General features: G+C 64.9%; 20 protein-coding genes and 1 tRNA gene. 11 read left to right on the forward strand and 10 right to left on the reverse strand.

What is annotated here, in order from left to right:
- Positions 1-51: 51 nt before the first annotated feature.
- Genes secB through MJ122_RS26690 form a run of 3 tightly spaced genes read right to left on the reverse strand, consistent with a single transcriptional unit; the run spans position 52 to position 1,250 of the window.
- Positions 52-534, reverse strand: a complete 483-nt coding sequence (gene secB / locus MJ122_RS26680; RefSeq protein ID WP_017517171.1) for a protein-export chaperone SecB — start codon at positions 532-534, stop codon at positions 52-54.
- 37 nt (positions 535-571) lie between these two features.
- A complete protein-coding gene (gene grxC / locus MJ122_RS26685; RefSeq protein ID WP_088420229.1) occupies positions 572-826 on the reverse strand; it encodes a glutaredoxin 3 in 255 nt (84 codons plus the stop codon).
- Position 827: 1 nt separating this feature from the next.
- Positions 828-1,250 carry a rhodanese-like domain-containing protein gene (locus tag MJ122_RS26690; RefSeq protein ID WP_239746760.1) on the reverse strand — a complete coding sequence of 141 codons (423 nt, stop codon included), beginning with the start codon at positions 1,248-1,250 and terminating at the stop codon, positions 828-830.
- A 146-nt stretch (positions 1,251-1,396) separates the two neighbouring features.
- Between MJ122_RS26690 and gpmI the strand changes: the two genes are divergently transcribed.
- The 4 genes from gpmI (at position 1,397) to MJ122_RS26710 (ending at position 6,484) form a co-directional block, all read left to right on the forward strand.
- Complete coding sequence (gpmI, locus tag MJ122_RS26695; RefSeq protein ID WP_239746762.1) at positions 1,397-2,932, forward strand: 2,3-bisphosphoglycerate-independent phosphoglycerate mutase; 1,536 nt, start codon at positions 1,397-1,399, stop codon at positions 2,930-2,932.
- A gap of 138 nt (positions 2,933-3,070) precedes the next feature.
- Complete coding sequence (locus MJ122_RS26700) at positions 3,071-4,360, forward strand: murein hydrolase activator EnvC (protein WP_239746764.1); 1,290 nt, start codon at positions 3,071-3,073, stop codon at positions 4,358-4,360.
- A 27-nt stretch (positions 4,361-4,387) separates the two neighbouring features.
- Complete coding sequence (locus MJ122_RS26705; RefSeq protein WP_088420221.1) at positions 4,388-5,698, forward strand: S41 family peptidase; 1,311 nt, start codon at positions 4,388-4,390, stop codon at positions 5,696-5,698.
- A 3-nt stretch (positions 5,699-5,701) separates the two neighbouring features.
- Positions 5,702-6,484 carry a divergent polysaccharide deacetylase family protein gene (locus tag MJ122_RS26710; RefSeq protein WP_239746766.1) on the forward strand — a complete coding sequence of 261 codons (783 nt, stop codon included), beginning with the start codon at positions 5,702-5,704 and terminating at the stop codon, positions 6,482-6,484.
- 75 nt (positions 6,485-6,559) lie between these two features.
- Here MJ122_RS26710 and MJ122_RS26715 read toward each other — a convergent pair whose 3' ends face one another.
- The 7 genes from MJ122_RS26715 to hisB form a co-directional block, all read right to left on the reverse strand.
- Positions 6,560-7,315, reverse strand: a complete 756-nt coding sequence (locus MJ122_RS26715) for an ABC transporter substrate-binding protein (RefSeq protein ID WP_088420430.1) — start codon at positions 7,313-7,315, stop codon at positions 6,560-6,562.
- Between the two features lie 152 nt (positions 7,316-7,467).
- Positions 7,468-8,226, reverse strand: a complete 759-nt coding sequence (locus MJ122_RS26720) for an ABC transporter substrate-binding protein (protein WP_017517163.1) — start codon at positions 8,224-8,226, stop codon at positions 7,468-7,470.
- Positions 8,227-8,455: 229 nt separating this feature from the next.
- Complete coding sequence (gene hisF / locus MJ122_RS26725; RefSeq protein WP_081515340.1) at positions 8,456-9,226, reverse strand: imidazole glycerol phosphate synthase subunit HisF; 771 nt, start codon at positions 9,224-9,226, stop codon at positions 8,456-8,458.
- 112 nt (positions 9,227-9,338) lie between these two features.
- Entirely contained in the window at positions 9,339-10,076 is a 738-nt protein-coding gene (gene hisA, locus MJ122_RS26730) for a 1-(5-phosphoribosyl)-5-[(5-phosphoribosylamino)methylideneamino]imidazole-4-carboxamide isomerase (RefSeq protein ID WP_088420217.1), read from the reverse strand.
- 40 nt (positions 10,077-10,116) lie between these two features.
- On the reverse strand, positions 10,117-10,377 hold the full coding sequence (locus tag MJ122_RS26735) for a DUF2164 domain-containing protein (protein ID WP_045215778.1): 261 nt from the start codon (positions 10,375-10,377) through the stop codon (positions 10,117-10,119).
- A gap of 3 nt (positions 10,378-10,380) precedes the next feature.
- Complete coding sequence (hisH, locus tag MJ122_RS26740; protein ID WP_088420215.1) at positions 10,381-11,019, reverse strand: imidazole glycerol phosphate synthase subunit HisH; 639 nt, start codon at positions 11,017-11,019, stop codon at positions 10,381-10,383.
- Positions 11,019-11,612: an imidazoleglycerol-phosphate dehydratase HisB gene (hisB, locus tag MJ122_RS26745; protein WP_017517158.1), complete on the reverse strand. Its 594-nt coding sequence runs from the start codon at positions 11,610-11,612 to the stop codon at positions 11,019-11,021. Before hisB ends, hisH begins: the two co-directional genes overlap by 1 nt.
- Before the next feature lie 140 nt (positions 11,613-11,752).
- Here hisB and MJ122_RS26750 point away from each other — a divergent pair, with 140 nt between their 5' ends.
- From MJ122_RS26750 to MJ122_RS26780, 7 genes are all read left to right on the forward strand, one after another.
- Positions 11,753-12,151, forward strand: a complete 399-nt coding sequence (locus MJ122_RS26750; RefSeq protein ID WP_239746768.1) for an acetyl-CoA sensor PanZ family protein — start codon at positions 11,753-11,755, stop codon at positions 12,149-12,151.
- A gap of 140 nt (positions 12,152-12,291) precedes the next feature.
- Positions 12,292-14,517 (forward strand): AsmA family protein, encoded by a 2,226-nt coding sequence (locus tag MJ122_RS26755; RefSeq protein WP_239746770.1) that lies wholly within the window; start codon positions 12,292-12,294, stop codon positions 14,515-14,517.
- Complete coding sequence (gene mutY / locus MJ122_RS26760; RefSeq protein WP_239746772.1) at positions 14,514-15,581, forward strand: A/G-specific adenine glycosylase; 1,068 nt, start codon at positions 14,514-14,516, stop codon at positions 15,579-15,581. Before MJ122_RS26755 ends, mutY begins: the two co-directional genes overlap by 4 nt.
- Positions 15,578-15,850, forward strand: a complete 273-nt coding sequence (locus MJ122_RS26765; protein ID WP_015479334.1) for an oxidative damage protection protein — start codon at positions 15,578-15,580, stop codon at positions 15,848-15,850. The genes mutY and MJ122_RS26765 overlap by 4 nt, the downstream gene beginning before the upstream one ends.
- Before the next feature lie 78 nt (positions 15,851-15,928).
- Positions 15,929-16,004 (forward strand) — tRNA-Phe (locus MJ122_RS26770).
- A gap of 240 nt (positions 16,005-16,244) precedes the next feature.
- The gene (locus tag MJ122_RS26775; RefSeq protein WP_239746774.1) at positions 16,245-18,578 is read left to right on the forward strand and encodes an LTA synthase family protein; all 2,334 of its coding nucleotides are present in this window, start codon (positions 16,245-16,247) and stop codon (positions 18,576-18,578) included.
- A gap of 283 nt (positions 18,579-18,861) precedes the next feature.
- Entirely contained in the window at positions 18,862-19,635 is a 774-nt protein-coding gene (locus tag MJ122_RS26780; RefSeq protein ID WP_017517153.1) for an ABC transporter ATP-binding protein, read from the forward strand.
- Positions 19,636-19,643: the final 8 nt, after the last annotated feature.

Consider the following 19,643-nt stretch of genomic DNA (forward strand, 5'->3'; position numbering starts at 1 on the left):
CAGGCAAAGAAAAAGGCGCCCGAAGGCGCCTTTCTCGTTCGGCGTCAGTGATTACTGGGCCGGGATCTCGCCGGAAGCCTGCATGCGGGCGATTTCCTGGGCGTACAGCGCATCGAAGTTCACCGGGGACAGCATCAGCGCCGGGAAGGAACCGCGGACAACCAGGCTGTCCAGGGTTTCACGGGCGTATGGGAAGAGGATGTTCGGGCAGAAGGCACCCAGGGTGTGGCTCATGCTGGACGCGTCCAGGCCCTTGATCAGGAAGATGCCAGCCTGCTGCACTTCAACGATGAAAGCGGTTTCTTCGTTGTTCTTCACGGTCACCGAAACGGTCAGGACCACTTCGTAGAAGTCGCCATCGAGCTGCTTCTGACGGGTGTTGAGGTCCATGGCAATGCTCGGCTGCCACTCCTGACGGAAGATTTCCGGCGCCTTGGGGGCCTCGAAGGAGAGATCGCGCACGTAGATGCGCTGCAGCGAGAACTGCGGGTTGTTGTCTTGTTCGGCTGCGCCGTTGCTGGCTTGTTCAGTCATTTCGGAACCTTCTTGTGCATCGTTTCAGAATGAGGGATCACGCCGAGAGCAGCGCATCCAGCTTGCCCGCGCGTTCCAGCGCGTAGAGATCGTCGCAGCCGCCGACGTGGACGGAGTCGATCCAGATCTGCGGCACCGATGTGCGGCCCGCCTTGCTGGTCATCTCGGCGCGCACGCCAGGCTTGCCGTCCACGGAGATTTCCTCGTAGGCGACACCCTTCCTGTCCAGCAGGGCTTTGGCGCGGATGCAATAAGGGCACCACGCACTGGTATAGATCAAGATCGACGACATCTCACTTCACCAGAGGCAGGTTGTCACCACGCCAGCTGCCGATGCCGCCGGAGAGTTTGGCGGCGGTGTAGCCGGCCTTCTGCAGCACGCTGCACCAGGTTCCCGAATGCTGGCCCATGCTATCGACCACGATGATGGTCTTGGCCTTGTGTTTGTCCAACTCGCTCATACGGGCGTTCAGTTTGTCCGCCGGAATGTTCAGCGCGCCGACGATATGGCCGGTGGAGAATTCCTTGGCCGGGCGGATATCCAGCACCACGGCCTGCTCGGCGTTGACCATCGCGGTCAGCTCGCGGGTGGACAGCGCGCGGCCGCCCTTGCGCATTTCGTGCAGGGCCAGCAGCACCAGCAGGATGACCAGGGCACCCACCAGCAGGTAGTGGTGGGTGGCGAATTCGATCAGACGAGGGAGAAACGAAGACATGGCACAGGACATCCAGACGTAAAAATGCCGGCCAGTATACACGCGCGTATCTGACGGCTGAACCCTGCCGCTCATGGCGTCTGTCGGCACCAATCGGTAAAATGTCGGTCCTTTTCTGACCCCTATTCTCGGAAAGAGCCGTACCTATGACTGCAACGCGCAAACCGCTGGTCCTGATCATTCTGGACGGCTTCGGCCATAGCGATAGCCCTGAATTCAACGCCATCTACGCGGCGAAGAAGCCCAATTGGGATAGCCTGCTGGCCAGCCAGCCGCACGGCCTGATCTCCGGCTCGGGCATGGACGTCGGCCTGCCCGACGGCCAGATGGGCAATTCCGAGGTTGGCCACATGAACCTGGGCGCCGGCCGCGTCGTCTACCAGGACTTCACCCGCGTCACCAAGGCCATCCGCGACGGCGAGTTCTTCCAGAACCCGGTGCTGACCGGCGCGGTGGACAAGGCCGCTGCCGCCGGCAAGGCCGTGCACATCCTCGGCCTGCTCTCCGATGGCGGCGTGCACAGCCATCAGGACCACCTGGTCGCCATGGCCGAGCTGGCCGCGCAGCGTGGCGCCGGGAAAATCTACCTGCATGCCTTCCTCGACGGCCGCGACACGCCGCCCAAGAGCGCCGAGCCTTCGCTGAAGCTGCTGGACGACGCCTTCGCGCGCATCGGCAAGGGGCGCACCGCCAGCATCATCGGCCGCTATTTCGCCATGGACCGCGATAACCGCTGGGACCGCGTCGAAGCCGCCTACAACCTGATCACCGAAGGCACCGCCGAATTCACCGCCGACACCGCCGTGGGCGCGCTGAACGCCGCCTATGAGCGCGGCGAGAGCGATGAATTCGTCAAGGCCACTCGCATTGGCGAACAGGTGCGCGTGGAAGACGGCGACGCCGTGGTCTTCATGAACTTCCGCGCCGACCGGGCCCGCGAACTGTCGCGCGCCTTCGTCGAGCCGGGCTTCAAGGAGTTCCCGCGCCAGCGCGAGCTGCACCTGGCCGAATACGTGATGCTGACGCAGTACGCCGCGAGCATCCCGGCGCCCAGCGCGTTCAAGCCCGAGTCCCTGGACAACGTGCTGGGCGAGTACCTGGCCAAGAACGGCAAGACCCAGCTGCGCATCGCCGAGACCGAGAAGTACGCCCACGTGACCTTCTTCTTCTCCGGCGGCCGCGAAGAGCCGTTCGAAGGTGAAGAGCGCATCCTGATCCCCTCGCCGAAGGTCGCCACCTATGACCTGCAGCCGGAAATGAGCGCGCCGGAAGTCACCGACAAGATCGTCGACGCCATCGAGAACCAGCGTTTCGACGTGATCATCGTCAACTACGCCAACGGCGACATGGTCGGCCACACCGGTGTGTTCGAAGCTGCGGTGAAGGCCGTCGAGTGCCTGGATACCTGCGTCGGTCGGATCGTCGAGGCGCTGGACAAGGTCGGCGGCGAAGCCCTGATCACCGCCGACCACGGCAACGTCGAGCAGATGGAAGACGCCATGACCGGCCAGGCGCACACCGCGCACACCTGCGAGCCGGTGCCCTTCGTCTATGTCGGCAAGCGCAAGGTCAGCCTCCGCGAGGGCGGCGTGCTCGCCGACGTGGCCCCGACCCTGCTGAATCTGATGGGTCTGGAGCAACCCAAGGAGATGACCGGCAAGTCGATCGTTACCCTTCTTTAAGGGGATGGATGGCGGGGGAACGTGAACCTGCTCCCGCCGGTCAGAGCAAACGCCCCATGCCATGCGGTCTGGGGCGTTTTTTTTAGCGCCCGCCACGGGCATACTAGCCCGGTCCAGAATCCAGGTGCCCGCCACCCAATGCCTCGCGCCCTCCTCCCGCTGCTGCTGATCTGCCTCCTGAGCCCGCTCGCGGTCGTTGCCGACGAGCGCGCCGACGCCCAACGTCAGCTGGAGCAGACGCAGAAAGACATCAATGAGCTGAAGAAGAACCTGAAGAACATCCAGGACGAGAAGTCCGGGGTGCAGAAGCAGCTCAAGTCCACCGAAACCCAGATGGGCGACCTGGAAAAGCAGATCCGGCAGATCCAGGACGAGATGAAGAAGAACGAGGAAGAGCTGCAGCGCCTCGATTCGGAGAAAAAAAAACTCCAGGGCGCACGCCTTGAACAGCAGCGCCTGATCGCCATCCAGGCCCGCGCCGCCTACCAGAGCGGCCGCCAGGAATACCTGAAGCTGCTGCTGAACCAGGAACACCCCGAGAAGTTCAGCCGCACCCTCACCTACTACGACTACATCAACAAGGCGCGCCTGGAGCAGCTCTCGGCCTTCAACGAGACCCTGCGCCAGCTGAGCAACGTCGAGCAGGAAATCACCTCGCAGAAGGACGAGCAGGTCGCCCAGCAGACCGCTCTGGAAGCCCGCCGCCAGGAACTGGCCGAAGCCCGCAAGGCGCGCCAGGAGACCCTGGCCAAGCTAAACAGCGACCTGAAGGACGGCAGCAGCAAGCTCAAGGATCGCGAGCAGAGCCAGGAAGACCTGAACAAGGTCCTCAAGACCATCGAGGAAACCCTCGCCCGCCAGGCCCGCGAAGCCGAGGAAGCGCGCCAGCGCGCCCTGGCCGCCGAGCGCGAACGGGTCAAGCGCGAGCAGGAACTGGCCGCCCGCGGCGAAAAACCTGCCACACCGTCCAAGCGAGCGGACTACAGCGGCCCGCTGGTTTCGAGCGGCGCTGGATTCGGCGGCGCCTTCGCCGCCACCAAGGGCAAGCTGCCCTGGCCGGTGGATGGCCGCGTCCTGGCGCGTTACGGCAGCCCGCGCGGCGACGACCCCCGCGCCACCTGGGACGGCGTACTGATCGGCGCCTCCGCTGGCAGCACCGTGCGCGCCGTTCATGGCGGCCGCGTGGTGTTCGCCGACTGGCTGCGCGGCTCAGGCCTGCTGGTCATTCTCGACCACGGTGGTGGCTACCTCAGCCTTTATGGGCATAATCAAAGTCTTCTGAAGGACGCCGGCGATACCGTCAAAGCGGGCGATCCCATTGCAACCGTGGGAGCCAGCGGGGGTCAGAGTACCCCGGCGGTGTATTTTGCCATTCGCCATCAGGGCCGCCCGGCGGACCCTTCGACCTGGTGTCGCACGCAGGGATAAGCGTCGAACACGCATTAGGAGCCAAACATGTCGCATGCTTTCCGTCTCACTACCCTGGCCCTGGCCTTGCTGCTCGGTGTCGGTGCGGTCCAGGCCGCCGACGCGCCGGCTGCATCCCCCGCGGCCAACGGCAAGGAGGCTCCGCTGCCGCTCGACGAGCTGCGCACCTTTGCCGAGGTCCTGGACCGGGTGAAGGCGGCCTACGTCGAACCGGTGGATGACAAGACGCTGCTGGAAAACGCCATCAAGGGCATGCTCAGCAACCTCGACCCGCACTCCGCCTACCTCGGCCCGGAAGAGTTCGCCGAGCTGCAGGAAAGCACCAGCGGTGAGTTCGGTGGCCTGGGCATCGAAGTCGGCAGCGAGGATGGTTTCGTCAAGGTGATCTCGCCGATCGACGACACCCCGGCGGCCAGCGCCGGCATCCAGCCGGGCGACCTGATCGTGAAGATCGACGGCAAGCCGACCAAGGGCCAGTCGATGAACGAGGCCGTGGACAGCATGCGCGGCAAGGCCGGCTCGCCGATCACCCTGACCATCGTGCGCGGCGGCGGCAAGCCGTTCGACGTCACCCTCAAGCGCGCCATCATCAAGGTCAAGAGCGTGAAGAGCCAGCTGCTCGAACCGGGCTACGGCTACCTGCGCATCACCCAGTTCCAGGTCAACACCGGTGAGGAGACCGTCAAGGCGCTGTCCAAACTGCGCAACGACAACAAGGGCAAGCTCAAGGGCGTGATCCTGGACCTGCGCAACAACCCCGGCGGCGTATTGCAGTCCGCGGTGGAAGTGGCCGACGCCTTCCTCACCAAGGGGCTGATCGTCTACACCAAGGGCCGCATCCCGAACTCCGAGCTGCGCTTCTCCGCCGACCCGGCCGACCCGAGCGACGGCGTCCCGCTGGTGGTGCTGATCAACGGCGGCAGCGCCTCGGCGGCGGAAATCGTCGCCGGCGCCCTGCAGGACCAGAAGCGCGCGATCCTCATGGGTACCGACAGCTTCGGCAAGGGCTCGGTGCAGACCGTGCTGCCGCTGAACAACGACCGCGCCCTGAAACTCACCACCGCGCTGTACTACACCCCCAACGGCCGCTCGATCCAGGCCCAGGGCATCACCCCGGACATCGAGGTGGAGCGCGCCAAGGTGACCCGCGAGAAGAGCGAGTTCGAGGGGTTCAAGGAAGCCGATCTGCAGGGCCACCTGGCCAACGGCAACGGCGGCCAGGATCGTCCGACCACTTCCGGCAAGGCTCCGGTGGATCGCCCGCAGGATGGCGACTACCAGCTCAGCCAAGCCCTCAGCCTGCTGAAAGGACTCAGCGTCAGCCGCGGCAACAACTGACCGATGCGCCCGGCCCGGCTGCTGTTCGGCCTGTGCCTGGGCGCGCTGCTGTGCCTGCCGGCGGCCGCCGCGCCCCGGCCGGACGGTGGCAGGCCGCTGATCAGCATCGTCATCGACGACCTCGGGCAGAACCTGGCGCGCGACCGCCAGGTGCTCGACATCTCTCCCGCCATCGCCCTGGCGATCATCCCCGACACGCCCCACGCCGCCGAACTGGCGCGCGAGGCGCATCATCGCGGGCGCACCGTGATGCTACACATGCCGATGGACCCGGCCGGCGGTGACTACGCCTGGCGGCCGGAACTGACCCAGGAAGAACGCGCGCATCGCCTCGACGCCGCGCTGGCAAAGGTGCCCTACGCGCAGGGCCTGAACAACCATGAAGGCAGCCGCATGACCGCGGACCGTCCGGCCATGGCCTGGCTGGCGGCGGAACTGCAGCGGCGCCACCTGTTCCTGCTCGACAGCCGCACCAGCGCCGCCACGGTGGCCGCCGCCGAAGCACAGAAGATCGGCCTCGCCAGCCTGTCGCGGGACGTGTTCCTCGATGACGACCCGAGCGAAGCGGCGGTGATGGAGCAGATGCAGCGCGGCCTCGCACTGGCGCGCAAGCAGGGCACCGTGGTGATGATCGGCCACCCGAAGCCGGCGACCCTGGCCGTGCTCAAGCGCGTGCTGCCCACCTTGAAGGCACAGGGCTTCGAGCTGGTGAAACCGTCGCTGATGATCGCCGAGCGCAGCAACCGCGCCATGGCGGGGCATGGGCAGAACGGCATCTACCGCTGAAACGCAGCTTTCTGCAGGAGCGAGCTTGCTCGCTCCTGCACAGTCCAGCCGGACAGTGCTGCCCGGCCTTTCGCCTTACAGATAATTATTCGTCGCCTGCTCGATGAAGCCATCGGCACGCATCTCATCCAGCGCCTTCTGCAGCTTCGCCACCACCTCGTCCGGGGTGTCCTTGTTGATTGCCAGGTACAGCTGGGCCTCGTTGAAGCGCAGCACGGTCTGCAGGCCCGACACGCCTTCCTGTTTGGCCAGGTAGCGGCCCACCGGGTCGGTGGTGGCCCACAGGTCGATCTCGCCGGTGGTCAGCTTCTTGACGTTTTCCTGGTCACGCAACGCGTTGACCACCGGGATGCCCTGGCTTTCCAGGTTCTGGCTGACGGCGTCGTTCTTGTAGGCGCCGAGCTTGTACTTGGCGGCGTCCTTGAGGTCCTTCACCTTGATCGAGCTGCCTGGCGGTGCGAGCAACACCCAGTGGGTCTTGGCGATCGGCCCGACCCACTTGAACAGCGGCACGCGCTCAGGGGTGTAGGTGGTGGAGAACAATCCATAGTCGGGCTTGTCCAGCGCCAGCTTGTACAGGCGATCCCAGGGGAAGCGCAGGCTCAGGCTGTACTGGATGCCGGCGCGCCTGAACATCTCGCGGACGATATCCGTGCTGATGCCGTCGATCCCGTCGTCGCGGGCGAAGTTCTTGTCGTCCACCGCCATGTTGAAGGGCGGGAAGTTCTCGGTGAGCAGCACCATCTTGTAATCGGCGGGCAACTCGGCGCGGGCCGTGGCGGCCCCCAGCAACAGACCCAGGGTCAGGGTCTTGATCAGGACTTTCAGCATGGTCATACCGCTCGCTTGGTTATCGTTATTGGGCTTGCGGCATCCCTGCAGAGGGGACGGACTACTTCGCTCGTCTGCCTTCCGTGGCAAAACCGGCGCCGAGGGGTGTCGGCGCCAAACGCGGAGGCCGGCGAGTGGCCGGCCTTCGGGTGTTACAGGTAACTGTTGAGCACGTCGTCGACGAAACCTTCGGCGCGCATCTTGTCCAGCGCCGCCTGCAGCTTCTGCACCACGGCGTCGGGGGTCTCGCGATTCAGCGCGAGGAACAGCTGGTCGCTGTTGAAGCGCAGCACGGTCTTCAGGCCGGTGACACCCACCTGCTTGGCCAGGTAGCGGCCCGCCGGGTCGCCGCTGGCCCACAGGTCGATCGAGCCTTCCTGCAGCTTTCCGGCGTTCTCCTGGTCGCGCAGCGCCAGCACCGGCTCGAAGCCGTGCTCGGTCAGGTAGTTCGCCATGGCGTCGCCCTTGTAGGCACCGACGCGGTACTTCTTGGCTTCGTCCAGGTTGTTCAGGGTGATCTTGCTGTCGGCCTTGGCCAGCAGGACCCAGTCGTCCGGACCGATCGGGCCGACCCACTTGAACTGGCTCTCGCGCTCGGGCAGGCGGGCGGTGACGAATACGCCGTAGCCGGGCTTCTCCAGCGCCAGCTTGTAGATGCGATCCCAGGGGAAGCGCAGGGTCAGGCTGTACTGCACACCGGCACGCTTGAACATTTCCTTGACGATATCCACGGCGATGCCGTCGATGCTGTCTTCCTGGGCGAAGTTCTTGCCGTTGATGGCCATGTTGTAGGGGGGGAAGTTCTCGGTGAGCAGCACCACGCTGTAGTCCGAAGAATCCGTTTCAGCCCTTGCCGCGCTGGCCAGAAGCAGGCCGCAGCCTAGCCATGCGAGCAGAATGCGCTTCAGCATCGAGATATTTCCTGCGTATGACATTTCTGAGAAGCCGCAGAGCTTACTCGGAGAATTGACGCCAATAAACCCTATGAATGTGGCAATGGGACATGAAACCGCCATTACCTTGACTGAAGCCTTTGGCTAGCAAGCTTCGTGCGCAGGAAGGGGATGCGGCCACCGGACGCAGGAGAAGGACGGCCCAGCATAGAGCCATCGGGCCGGGAGAACCCCGGCCCGGAAGGAATCAGCGCACGACGATGCCGCGGCTGGCCAGGTAGGCCTTGGCTTCCGGCACGCTGTACTCGCCGAAGTGGAAGATGCTCGCCGCGAGGACCGCGTCAGCCTTGCCTTCGATGATGCCGGCCGCCAGGTGCTCCAGGTTGCCGACGCCGCCGGAAGCGATCACCGGTACGCCCACCGCCTCGCTGATGGCGCGGGTGACGCCCAGGTCGTAGCCGCTCTTCACGCCGTCCTGGTCCATGCTGGTCAGGAGGATTTCACCGGCGCCCAGGCCTTCCATCTTCTTCGCCCACTCCACCGCATCGAGCCCGGTGGGCTTGCGGCCGCCGTGGGTGAAGATCTCCCAGCGCGGGGCTTCGCCGGGGGCCGACACTTTCTTGGCGTCGATGGCGACCACGATGCACTGCGAGCCGAAGCGTGCGGCGGCTTCGCCGACGAACTCCGGGGTGAACACCGCGGCGGTGTTGATCGAGACCTTGTCCGCACCGGCATTGAGCAGGTTGCGGATGTCCTGCACCGTCCTGACGCCGCCGCCCACGGTCAGCGGGATGAACACCTGGCTGGCCATGCGCTCGACGGTATGCAGGGTGGTGTCGCGGCCATCGACACTGGCGGTGATGTCGAGGAAGGTGATCTCGTCCGCGCCCTGCTCGTCGTAGCGGCGGGCGATTTCCACCGGGTCGCCGGCGTCGCGGATGTTCTCGAACTTGACGCCCTTCACCACGCGGCCATTGTCCACGTCGAGGCAGGGGATGATGCGTTTAGCCAGTGCCATAGCAATGCTCTCGTAGGATGGGTGGAGCGCAGCGTTGCCCATGCTGCCGAACCACCCCAGGTCCTCATCGCCGGGTTACGCCGCATTGCGGCCCGCCCAGCCTGCGTTCAGATCAGCCTTTGAAGCTGTCGCACAGTGCCTGGGCCTCGGCGACGTCCAGGGTGCCTTCGTAGATCGCGCGGCCGGTGATGGCGCCGACGATGCCAGGGGTGCGGGCGTCCAGCAGCTTCTGGATATCACCCAGGTTGTGGATGCCGCCCGAAGCGATCACCGGGATGCGCGTGGCGTTGGCCAGGGCGGCGGTGGCTTCGACGTTGCAACCCTGCATCATGCCGTCCTTGGAAATGTCGGTGTAGACGATGGCGGAGACGCCGTCGGCCTCGAAGCGCTTGGCCAGGTCGATCACCTGCACTTCGCTCACTTCGGCCCAGCCGTCAGTGGCAACGAAGCCGTCTTTGGCATCCAGGCCGACGATGACCTTGCCCGGGAAAGCGCGGCAGGCTTCGCCGACGAATTCCGGCTGCTTGACCGCCTTGGTGCCGATGATCACGTAGCTGACGCCGGCGCGGACGTAGTGCTCGATGGTTTCCAGCGAGCGGATGCCGCCGCCGATCTGGATCGGCAGGTTCGGGTAGCGCTTGGCGATAGCGGTGACCACTTCACCGTTGACCGGCTTGCCTTCGAAGGCGCCGTTCAGGTCCACCAGGTGCAGACGGCGGCAGCCGCCCTCCACCCACTTGGCGGCCATGGACACCGGGTCGTCGGAGAACACCGTGGCGTCTTCCATCAGGCCCTGGCGCAGGCGCACGCAGGCGCCGTCTTTCAGATCGATTGCGGGGATGATCAGCATGGGTTGAACCTGCTCGAATCCAAAGTTGAATGGGGTCGGGTCAGCTCTTCTCGAGCGCCCACAAGTCGCTTTCGATGCTCTCGAACCGGTCTTTCAGGTGAGATTGCACGTCGAAGATCGCCTTGTTGTAGAACAGTGGGCCGAACTCGCGCAGGAAGAAATCCAGCGCCTCTTCGGCCTCGAAGGAGCCGACATCCAGCTCGAAGCGATCTTCGAGGAAACGCTGGATCGCCCGCGCCGCGCTCTGGCGCTGGGCGCCGTCGAGTTCGAGGATCGCGGGCTTGTCCTTCTGCCGGGCCATGGCTTACCAGCGCCCGTCCCAGGCGGCGAAGTTCTGCAGCAGCTGCAGGCCGTGGGTGTGGCTCTTCTCCGGGTGGAACTGCACGGCGAAGCGCGAGCCATCGGCCAGCGCGGCGGCAAAGTCGACGCCGTAATGGCCGCGACCGACCACCTGGCGCGGGTTGCCCGCCTGGATGTAGTAGCTGTGCACGAAGTAGAAGCGCGCGCGGTCCGGGATGTCGTGCCACAGCGGGTGATCCACGCTCTGCGCCACTTCGTTCCAGCCCATGTGCGGCACTTTCAGGTGCTCGCCTTCCTCGTGCAGGTCCTTGCCGAAGAAGCGCACCTGGCCGGGGAACAGGCCGATGCAGTCGACGCCGTCGTTCTCTTCACTGCGCTCCAGCAGCGCCTGCATGCCGACACAGATTCCGAGGAACGGGCGGTCCTGGCTGACCTCGCGCACGAGGCTGTCGAAGCCCAGGCGCTTGATCTCGGCCATGCAATCGCGAATCGCGCCGACGCCGGGGAACACCACCCGGTCCGCCTCGCGGATCACGTTGGCGTCGCTGGTCACCAGCACGCGACCGGCGCCCACGCGTTCCAGCGCCTTGGACACCGAGTGCAGGTTGCCCATGCCGTAGTCGATGACGGCTACCGTCTGCATCACAGGCACCCTTTGGTGGACGGCATCTGGCCGGCCATGCGCTCATCCAGCTCGATGGCCATGCGCAGCGCGCGGCCGAAGGCCTTGAACACGGTCTCGATCTGGTGGTGGGTGTTGTGCCCACGCAGGTTGTCGATGTGCAGGGTGACGTTGGCGTGGTTGACGAAGCCCTGGAAGAACTCCATGAACAGGTCGACATCGAAGCCACCAACGCTGGCGCGGGTGAACGGCACGTGCATCTGCAGGCCGGGGCGGCCGGAGAAGTCGATGACCACGCGCGACAGCGCCTCGTCCAGCGGCACGTAGGCGTGGCCGTAGCGGCGGATACCTTTCTTGTCGCCGATGGCCTTGGCGAAGGCCTGACCGAGGGTGATGCCGATGTCTTCGACGGTATGGTGGTCGTCGATATGCAGGTCGCCCTTGCACTGGATGTCCAGGTCGATCAGGCCGTGGCGGGCGATCTGGTCCATCATGTGCTCGAGGAAGGGAACCCCGGTATCGAAGCGGGCCTTGCCCGTTCCATCCAGGTCGATGGAAACCTTGATCTGGGTTTCCAGGGTGTCGCGCGCGACGGATGCCTTGCGTTCGGCCATCACCAGCTCCACAGCTAACACTGCACGTAATTATAAGAAGGGGCGGCATTATAGGCGCGCCGGGCGCCGCGCGGCTATGGGCGGTGGTCGGCACCGGCTGATGGCCCTACACTGCGCCGCTCGCCTTTCGAGGAATGCCCATGCCCGTCGTCGTCCAGCACCTGACCCAGCCCAGCGACCAGGACCGCCAGGACCTGCTGAAGATCTACGCCGACGCGCCGCAATGGCTGCTGGCGCCCTTCGCCGATGCCGAGGCGCTGGTCATCCGCGGGCTTGCCGAGGGCCAGCTGTTTACCGGGCGCTTCAACGACCGCCTGCTGGGCGCCGCCTGGATCGAGCGGGACGGCTCCACCTGGCGGCTTTCGCGACTTTGCGTGCGCCAGCTCACACGCAATCGCGGCGTCGCCCGGCGGCTGCTGGAAGAAGCGCAGCGCCTGGCGATCCTGCAGGGCGCTGCACTGCGCCTGAGCGCACCGGATGACCAGCCCGAAGCCGTGCGCTTCGCCGAGCATCTGGGCCTGACACTGGAAACGGCCTGATCGCGGCGCGCTCGGGAACCGCGCGCCAAGTCCCCGTTCAAACCCCGCAATGCCGGCCTGCGCCTTTCCGGCTGGGGCGCCGCTGCGTCATTGGTATACTTCCTCGCTATTCCACCCGCCGCCTGAACAAGGACCCGTCCATGAAAGCGTTCGGCAAAATCATCGGCATCATCGCCCTGGTCCTGCTGCTGCTCATCGTCGCCGCCGGCTTCGTGCTGACCCATTTCTTCGACCCGAACGACTACAAGGACGAGATCCGCCAGATCGCCCGGGACAAGGCCAACCTCGAGCTGAACCTCAAGGGTGACATCGGCTGGAGCCTGTTCCCCTGGCTGGGCCTGGAGCTGCACGACACCAGCGTGGCGAGCCTGCAGGCGCCGGACAAGCCATTCGCCGACGCGCAGTTGCTGGCGATGTCGGTGCGCGTGCTGCCGCTGCTGCGTAAGCAGGTGCAGATGAGCGATATCCGCGTCGAGGGCCTGACCCTGTCGCTGAACAAGGACAAGAACGGCGTCGGCAATTGGGAAAGCATCGGCAAGCCCCTCCAACCGGCCAACGGCACGCCACCCGAACAACCGGCGCCCGCACCGACCGAACAGGCCAAGGCTGACGCGCAGCAGCCCCACCAGGCGATGAAGCTGGACATCGACAGCCTGAGCGTGAAGAACGCCCGCATCGACTACGCCGACGCCCAGAGTGGCAAGAACTACAGCGTCGAAGGCATCGAGCTGACCACCGGCGCAATCCGCGAAGGCAGCAACATTCCAGTCAAGTTCAGCGCCTACCTGGGCACCAACCAACCGGTGATCCGCGCCCGCACCGAGCTGACCGGCAACCTGCGCTTCGACCGCGCGCTCAAGCGCTACCAGCTTGAAGACGCCAAGCTCGCCGGCGAAGTGTCAGGCGACCCGCTCCAGGGCAAGACCGCCAACTACAGCGCGCAGGGCCAGCTGGTGCTCGACCAGGCTGCCCAGGTCGCCGAATGGAACGGTCTGAAAGTCACCGTCAACCAGCTGCGCGCCCTTGGCGAGATCAAGGCCCGCGAGCTGGACAAGGACCCCAAGTTCGACGGCGGCCTGTCGCTGGCACCGTTCAACCTGCGTGAATTCCTCGAAGGCATCGGCCAGACCCTGCCGGAAATGGCCGACACTGCCACCTTGACCAAGCTGGAGCTGGCCACCCGTGTCAGCGGCACCCGCAACAGCCTGACCCTGGGCGACATCAAGCTGAAGCTGGACGACTCCAGCTTCAGCGGCAACCTCGGCATCGCCGATTTCGGCAAGCAGGCGATCCGCGCCCAGCTCTCCGGCGACAAGCTCGACCTCGACCGCTATCTGCCGGCCAAGGTCAAGAAAGCCCAGGAAGCCACCAACAGCGCGCGCAAGGCGGAAGTCGCCAGCGCCGAACAGAACGCCATCAAGGGCGACACCCCACTGCCCAGCCAGCCGACCCAGCAGGCCTGGAGCGACGCCCCGCTGCTCCCCATAGCCCGCCTGCAGGCGCTGGACCTGGACGCCGGCCTGAACCTCGGCCAGCTGACCCTGGACAAGCTGCCTATCGACAACGCCGTGCTCAAGCTGCGCGGCCAAGGCGGCCTGCTCAATCTCGACGAGATGCGCGGCGAGCTCTACGACGGCAAGTTCAACGCTACCGCCACCCTCGATGTGCGCCAGGACGTGCCGACCCTGCAGGCGAAGAAGCACATCGCCGACGTACCCGTGGAACGCCTGCTCGAATCCCAGGGCCAGAAGCCGCCGGTGAAGGGCCTGCTGGACCTGGATGCCGACATCACCACCCAGGGCAACAGTCAGAAGGCCTGGATCGACAACCTCAACGGTACGGCGCGCTTCGTCCTCACCCAGGGCGTGCTGCTCAACGCCAACCTCGAACAGCAGCTGTGCCAGGGCATCGCCACGCTCAACCGCAAGTCGCTGACCGCCGAGCATGGCGGCAAGGACACGCCGTTCCGCGAGCTGCAGGGCAACCTGGTGTTCAGGAATGGCGTGGCCAGCAACCCGGACCTCAAGGCCAGCATCCCCGGCCTCACCGTCAAGGGCGACGGCGACCTCGACCTGCGCGTGCTGGGCATGGACTACCGGGTCGGCGTCACCATCGAGGGCGACAAGAGCGACATGCCCGACCCCGCCTGCGAAGTGAACAAGCGCTACGTCGGCATCGAATGGCCGCTGCGCTGCCGTGGCCCGCTGGAGCTGGGCGCCAAGGCCTGCCGCCTGGACAAGGACGGCATCGGCAAGATCGCCGCACGGTTGGCCGGGGACCGGCTGAACCAGAAACTCGAAGAGAAGCTCGGCGACAAGGTCAGTCCCGAACTCAAAGACGCACTCAAAGGGCTGTTCAAGAAGTGACCCCGCAAAGCTTCAATTCGGCCGTGCTCGACTGGTTCGACACGCACGGCCGCCATGACCTGCCCTGGCAGCAGAACATCACCCCCTACCGGGTGTGGGTCTCGGAGATCATGCTGCAGCAGACCCAGGTCAGCACCGTGATGGGCTACTACGACCGCTTCATGACGGCGCTGCCGACCGTCGCGGACCTCGCCAACGCGCCGGAAGACGAGGTGCTGCACCTTTGGACGGGCCTGGGCTACTACACCCGCGCCCGTAACCTGCACAAGACCGCGAAGACGGTAATGGAGCAGTACAACGGAGAGTTCCCCCGCGACGTCGAAAAGCTCACCGAACTGCCCGGCATCGGCCGCTCCACCGCTGGCGCCATTGCCAGTATCGCCATGGGCCTGCGCGCGCCGATCCTCGACGGCAACGTCAAGCGCGTTCTGGCGCGCTATCTCGCCTGCGACGGCTATCCGGGCGAACCGAAAGTGGCCAAGCAGCTGTGGGACGCCGCCGAGCGCTTCACGCCGCGGGAGAGGGTCAACCACTACACCCAGGCGATGATGGACCTGGGCGCCACCCTCTGCACCCGCAGCAAGCCGAGCTGCCTGCTGTGCCCGCTGCGCCAGGGATGCCGCGCGCATCTGCTCGGCCGCGAGAGGGATTTCCCGGTGCCCAAGCCGCGCAAGGCGCTACCGCAGAAGCGCACGCTGATGCCGATCCTGGCCAACCGCGAGGGCGACATCCTGCTCTATCGCCGTCCGTCGACGGGCCTCTGGGGCGGGTTGTGGAGCTTCCCCGAACTGGACGACCTGGCAGCCCTCGACCCGCTGGCCGAGCGTCACGCCCTGCGCCTGGGCCAGCGCCGCGAACTGCCGGGCCTGACCCATACCTTCAGCCACTTCCAGTTGACCATCGAGCCCTGGCTGGTGCGCGTCGAGGACGCGGCACCCGCCGTGGCCGAGGCCGACTGGCTCTGGTATAACCTCGCCACCCCGCCGCGGCTCGGCCTTGCCGCCCCGGTGAAGAAGCTGCTCAAACGAGCCGCCGACGTGTTGAATGCAGGAGAAATGTCATGACCCGACTGGTGATGTGCCGCAAATACAAAGAAGAGCTGCCCGGCCTCGATCGCGCGCCCTACCCCGGAGCCAAGGGCCAGGACATCTACGAGCACGTCTCGAAGAAAGCCTGGGACGAATGGCAGAAGCACCAGACCATGCTGATCAACGAGCGTCGCCTGAACATGATGAACGCCGAGGATCGCAAGTTCCTCACCGCCGAGATGGACAAGTTCCTCTCCGGCGAGGAATACGCGCAGGCCGAGGGCTACGTTCCGCCCAGCGCGTAAGCTTCGGTATTATTTGAAAAATTTTTTAGCGGCACGCTTGACACCCCTTCCGAAAACCCTTTTAATGCGCGCCACGTTGCCCAGGTAGCTCAGTTGGTAGAGCAGGGGATTGAAAATCCCCGTGTCGGCGGTTCGATTCCGTCCCTGGGCACCAAGCCTTCCGAAAGCCCCTGAAATCTTGCGATTTCAGGGGCTTTTTCGTTTCCGCCCGCACCAGCCAGCGCAAGTCACTCCCCCGCCCCGGCACGCCCCCGCGATTCGTATCGAATGTTTGCCTGACTTCAGTGTCTACTGGCACATAGCACACCGATCTTTCAGAATCATGACCATCCGGACGATTTCCACACTTCAGTGGGATACCCTCCGGGATTCGATGTTTCGTCGCGGAGTCACTGTGCGCAAACTCATAAGCTGGTGGAATTCCCGGGGCAACCTGGTTTGCCTGTCTGCCCTCTTCCTGCTGGTCCCGGTGATCGGCCGCTACAGTATCGGCTGGGGATCCCCCCTGGGCTACCTGTCGGACCTGGCGCTCGGCACTCTGCTGGTCGTCGCACTGCACAACCGACGGCTGTTCATCGCCATTCCGGTCATGCTGATCTGGGCACTGTCGGTAATCGGCACCGCCGAGTTGGTCAGTGCCGTGGGCCGCATGCCCGCGCCGGAGGATCTGCACTTCCTCGCCGACCCCACTTTCGTCGCCAACTCCACCGAAGGTGGTGGTCTGAACCATCTGCATCTGGCCGTGCTGATTGGCGTTGGCATTCTGCTCTGCGCGCTGCTCTGGCGCCGCCACGAGAAACCGCTGCCGCGCTACGCCTATGCCGCGCCAGCCGCACTGCTCGCCGCCCACGCTGGCGTACAGTACTTCCAGCCCAGCGATGCGGAGATGTGGAAGCAGTTCAACCTGCCTCATCAACTGGTTTCCCGCGCCGTGACTGGCGGCGAGATGGCCTATCAGGACTGGCGCGACCGCGACCTGCCGGAAGTGCGCCCGGATGTCACCGGCCTGACCCAGCACGACCTGAGCGGCACTTCGCTGCTGGCCGGGCGCGGCGAGGCGAAGAACGTGCTGATCATCGCCATGGAAGGTATTCCGGGCGCCTACGTCGCCACCAACCGTGCCGCCCTGAGCAGCAGCTACGAAGAATCGATGATGCCGCGCCTGAGCACCTGGGCCGAGCGCGCCATGACCACCCCGGACTACGTGGTGCACAGCCACCAGACCATCCGCGGTCTCTACGCCATGCTCTGCGGTGACTACAGCAAGCTGGACAACGGCACGCCCAAGGGCGTCGAACTGCTGGGCAACCCGACCCGCGCCGCCGAGTGCCTGCCGGCGCAGATGCACCAGGCGGGCTTCAGCACCCATTTCCTGCAGGGCGCCGGGCTGCGCTTCATGGCCAAGGACAAGGTCATGCCGGCCATGGGTTTCGACAAGACCCTGGGCCGCGACTGGTTCAAGAAGAAGCCATACCTGGAGTTCGCCTGGGGCATGGATGACAAGGCCTTCTTCGAAGGTGCGCTGGACTATGTCGGCCAGCTGCGTCAGAAGAAGCAGCCGTGGATGCTTACCCTGCTCACCGTCGGCACCCACCAGCCGTATTCGGCCACCCCGGAATACCTGGCCAAGTACCCGACGCCACGCCAGGCGGCCATCGCCTACCTGGACGACGCCGTCGATGCCTTCCTCAAGGGCCTGGAGGAGAAAGGCGTACTCAAGGACACCCTGGTCATCGTCACCTCCGACGAATCCCACGGTATCGACAACGTTCGCCTTGCCTCGGCGTGGGGCCTGAACCTGATCCTTGCACCGGAACAGGCCGCGCTGCCGCCGGTTAAGGCAGGCGTTTACGGCCATGTCGACCTGGAGTCCTCGGTGCTCGACTACTTTGCCATCAAGGCGCCGCAGGATATCGCCGGCCGCTCGCTGTTCCGCGAATACGCCACCGGGCGCGAGATGGTGTCCTTCACCAACGGCATGCAGCGCTACCACGATGGCAAGGGCAACTTCACCGAGTGCGACTTCCAGCAGGTCTGTCGGAGCTACAGGAGCGACGGCTTCATCGCCGACACCGCCAAGTTCGAAGGGCGCTTCAGTGGCCGCGATGCTCGCCTGATGACCGCCCGCGCGGACATCCTCGACCAGTCGGTAACCCAGGCGCAGTCGGCCCGCGAATACCAGTTCGCGACCAAGGAACACATCCGCATCAAACCGCAGATAGAAAACGAGTACACCGACAACTTGATCGGCGCGCAGTACCTCGAACTTCCGGCCAATTCCCATACAACGGTGAGCCTGAAGATTCGAGCCATCCAGATGGATGAGAAGGGGGCACGCGTCCAACTGAAGACGCGTTCCTTCGAGCAACTGTTGCCCACTCCAATTCCCGAGTTCCCCTTGCTCAAGCGCAATCAGCCGCTGGAAGCCACCTTCTCTTTCGACAACGACAAGGTCTTGAAGGCCTTCTCCTTCCACCTGCTCGCCGAAGGCAAGGGCGTCATCGAGATCACCGATTTCCACGTGCTGACCCAGCCGCGCAAATCGACGATCAATGCCACCGAAGCCGGCGGCACGGGCCTGGCCGACGCCAATCGGCCTCTGACGATTCCGCGCCTGTCCGGCCACCCGAACCTGATGGCCAACCAGCCACCAGAATCCCAAGACGACATCACCCCTGCCGAAGCCATCGAAGATCCGAACCCGCAACTGCGGCAGATGATGCAGTAACCCCAACCGGCGGCCTCAGGGCCGCCGGACTTTTACCGGCCGCTCCAAACTGGCACTATCCCGCCCCCGCCCCACCAGGCGACGCCCCGATCCCGCGCGCCTAGTTCAGCCCAGGCGACAACGCCGAGCGGCAATGCGACAACTTGCCACTACAGCCGACGACCGCGGCGGATGGGCGCTTGGCGCACTCCGAAGTGCGTGTTAGGTTGCCCCTCGCCAGGATGGCCCCGATTCTGCAGTGCATCGACTGCGAAAGGTCCGAATAACAATAGAGGAGCCCCCTATGGCCACGGCCATACCCGCACTGGAAATCCGTAACCTGCACAAGCGTTACGGTGACCTGGAAGTGCTCAAAGGCATTTCCCTGACCGCCCGCGACGGCGATGTGATTTCCATCCTCGGCTCCTCCGGTTCCGGTAAATCCACGTTCCTGCGCTGCATCAACCTGCTGGAGAACCCGCACCAGGGCCAGATCCTGGTCGCCGGTGAGGAACTCAAGCTGAAGAAGTCCAAGGACGGCTCGCTGGTCGCCTCCGACGGCAAACAGATCAACCGCCTGCGCAGCGAACTGGGCTTCGTCTTCCAGAACTTCAACCTCTGGCCGCACATGACCATCCTCGACAACATCATCGAGGCGCCGCGCCGCGTGCTGGGCAAGACCCGCGCCGAAGCCACCGAAATCGCCGAGGCGCTGCTGGCCAAGGTCGGCATCTCCGACAAGCGTCACTGCTTCCCCGCACAGCTTTCCGGCGGCCAGCAGCAACGCGCCGCCATCGCCCGCACCCTGGCGATGCAGCCCAAGGTCATCCTTTTCGACGAGCCGACTTCGGCACTGGACCCGGAAATGGTCCAGGAAGTGCTTAACGTAATCCGCGCGCTCGCCGATGAGGGTCGCACCATGCTGCTGGTGACCCATGAAATGAACTTTGCCCGCCAGGTGTCCAGCGAGGTGGTGTTCCTCCACCAGGGCCTGGTAGAAGAGCAGGGACCGCCGCAGCAGGTATTTGACAACCCGCAATCGGCACGCTGTAAACAATTCATGTCCAGCCACCGCTAACGGAGCAT

This window comes from Pseudomonas sp. DP-17 (assembly GCF_022380625.1).
Taxonomy (GTDB): domain Bacteria; phylum Pseudomonadota; class Gammaproteobacteria; order Pseudomonadales; family Pseudomonadaceae; genus Pseudomonas; species Pseudomonas nitroreducens_A.

Coding starts and splice junctions, on each gene's coding strand:
- hisB (WP_017517158.1), bottom strand. CDS start 11,612: ATGGCCGAACGCAAGGCATCCGTCGCGCGCGACACCCTGGAAACCCAG.
- MJ122_RS26715 (WP_088420430.1), bottom strand. CDS start 7,315: ATGCTGAAAGTCCTGATCAAGACCCTGACCCTGGGTCTGTTGCTGGGG.
- MJ122_RS26755 (WP_239746770.1), top strand. CDS start 12,292: ATGAAAGCGTTCGGCAAAATCATCGGCATCATCGCCCTGGTCCTGCTG.
- secB (WP_017517171.1), bottom strand. CDS start 534: ATGACTGAACAAGCCAGCAACGGCGCAGCCGAACAAGACAACAACCCG.
- MJ122_RS26750 (WP_239746768.1), top strand. CDS start 11,753: ATGCCCGTCGTCGTCCAGCACCTGACCCAGCCCAGCGACCAGGACCGC.
- hisH (WP_088420215.1), bottom strand. CDS start 11,019: ATGCAGACGGTAGCCGTCATCGACTACGGCATGGGCAACCTGCACTCG.
- MJ122_RS26710 (WP_239746766.1), top strand. CDS start 5,702: ATGCGCCCGGCCCGGCTGCTGTTCGGCCTGTGCCTGGGCGCGCTGCTG.
- MJ122_RS26700 (WP_239746764.1), top strand. CDS start 3,071: ATGCCTCGCGCCCTCCTCCCGCTGCTGCTGATCTGCCTCCTGAGCCCG.
- MJ122_RS26735 (WP_045215778.1), bottom strand. CDS start 10,377: ATGGCCCGGCAGAAGGACAAGCCCGCGATCCTCGAACTCGACGGCGCC.
- MJ122_RS26705 (WP_088420221.1), top strand. CDS start 4,388: ATGTCGCATGCTTTCCGTCTCACTACCCTGGCCCTGGCCTTGCTGCTC.
- MJ122_RS26765 (WP_015479334.1), top strand. CDS start 15,578: ATGACCCGACTGGTGATGTGCCGCAAATACAAAGAAGAGCTGCCCGGC.
- MJ122_RS26780 (WP_017517153.1), top strand. CDS start 18,862: ATGGCCACGGCCATACCCGCACTGGAAATCCGTAACCTGCACAAGCGT.
- MJ122_RS26720 (WP_017517163.1), bottom strand. CDS start 8,226: ATGCTGAAGCGCATTCTGCTCGCATGGCTAGGCTGCGGCCTGCTTCTG.
- hisF (WP_081515340.1), bottom strand. CDS start 9,226: ATGGCACTGGCTAAACGCATCATCCCCTGCCTCGACGTGGACAATGGC.
- gpmI (WP_239746762.1), top strand. CDS start 1,397: ATGACTGCAACGCGCAAACCGCTGGTCCTGATCATTCTGGACGGCTTC.
- MJ122_RS26690 (WP_239746760.1), bottom strand. CDS start 1,250: ATGTCTTCGTTTCTCCCTCGTCTGATCGAATTCGCCACCCACCACTAC.
- hisA (WP_088420217.1), bottom strand. CDS start 10,076: ATGCTGATCATCCCCGCAATCGATCTGAAAGACGGCGCCTGCGTGCGC.
- grxC (WP_088420229.1), bottom strand. CDS start 826: ATGTCGTCGATCTTGATCTATACCAGTGCGTGGTGCCCTTATTGCATC.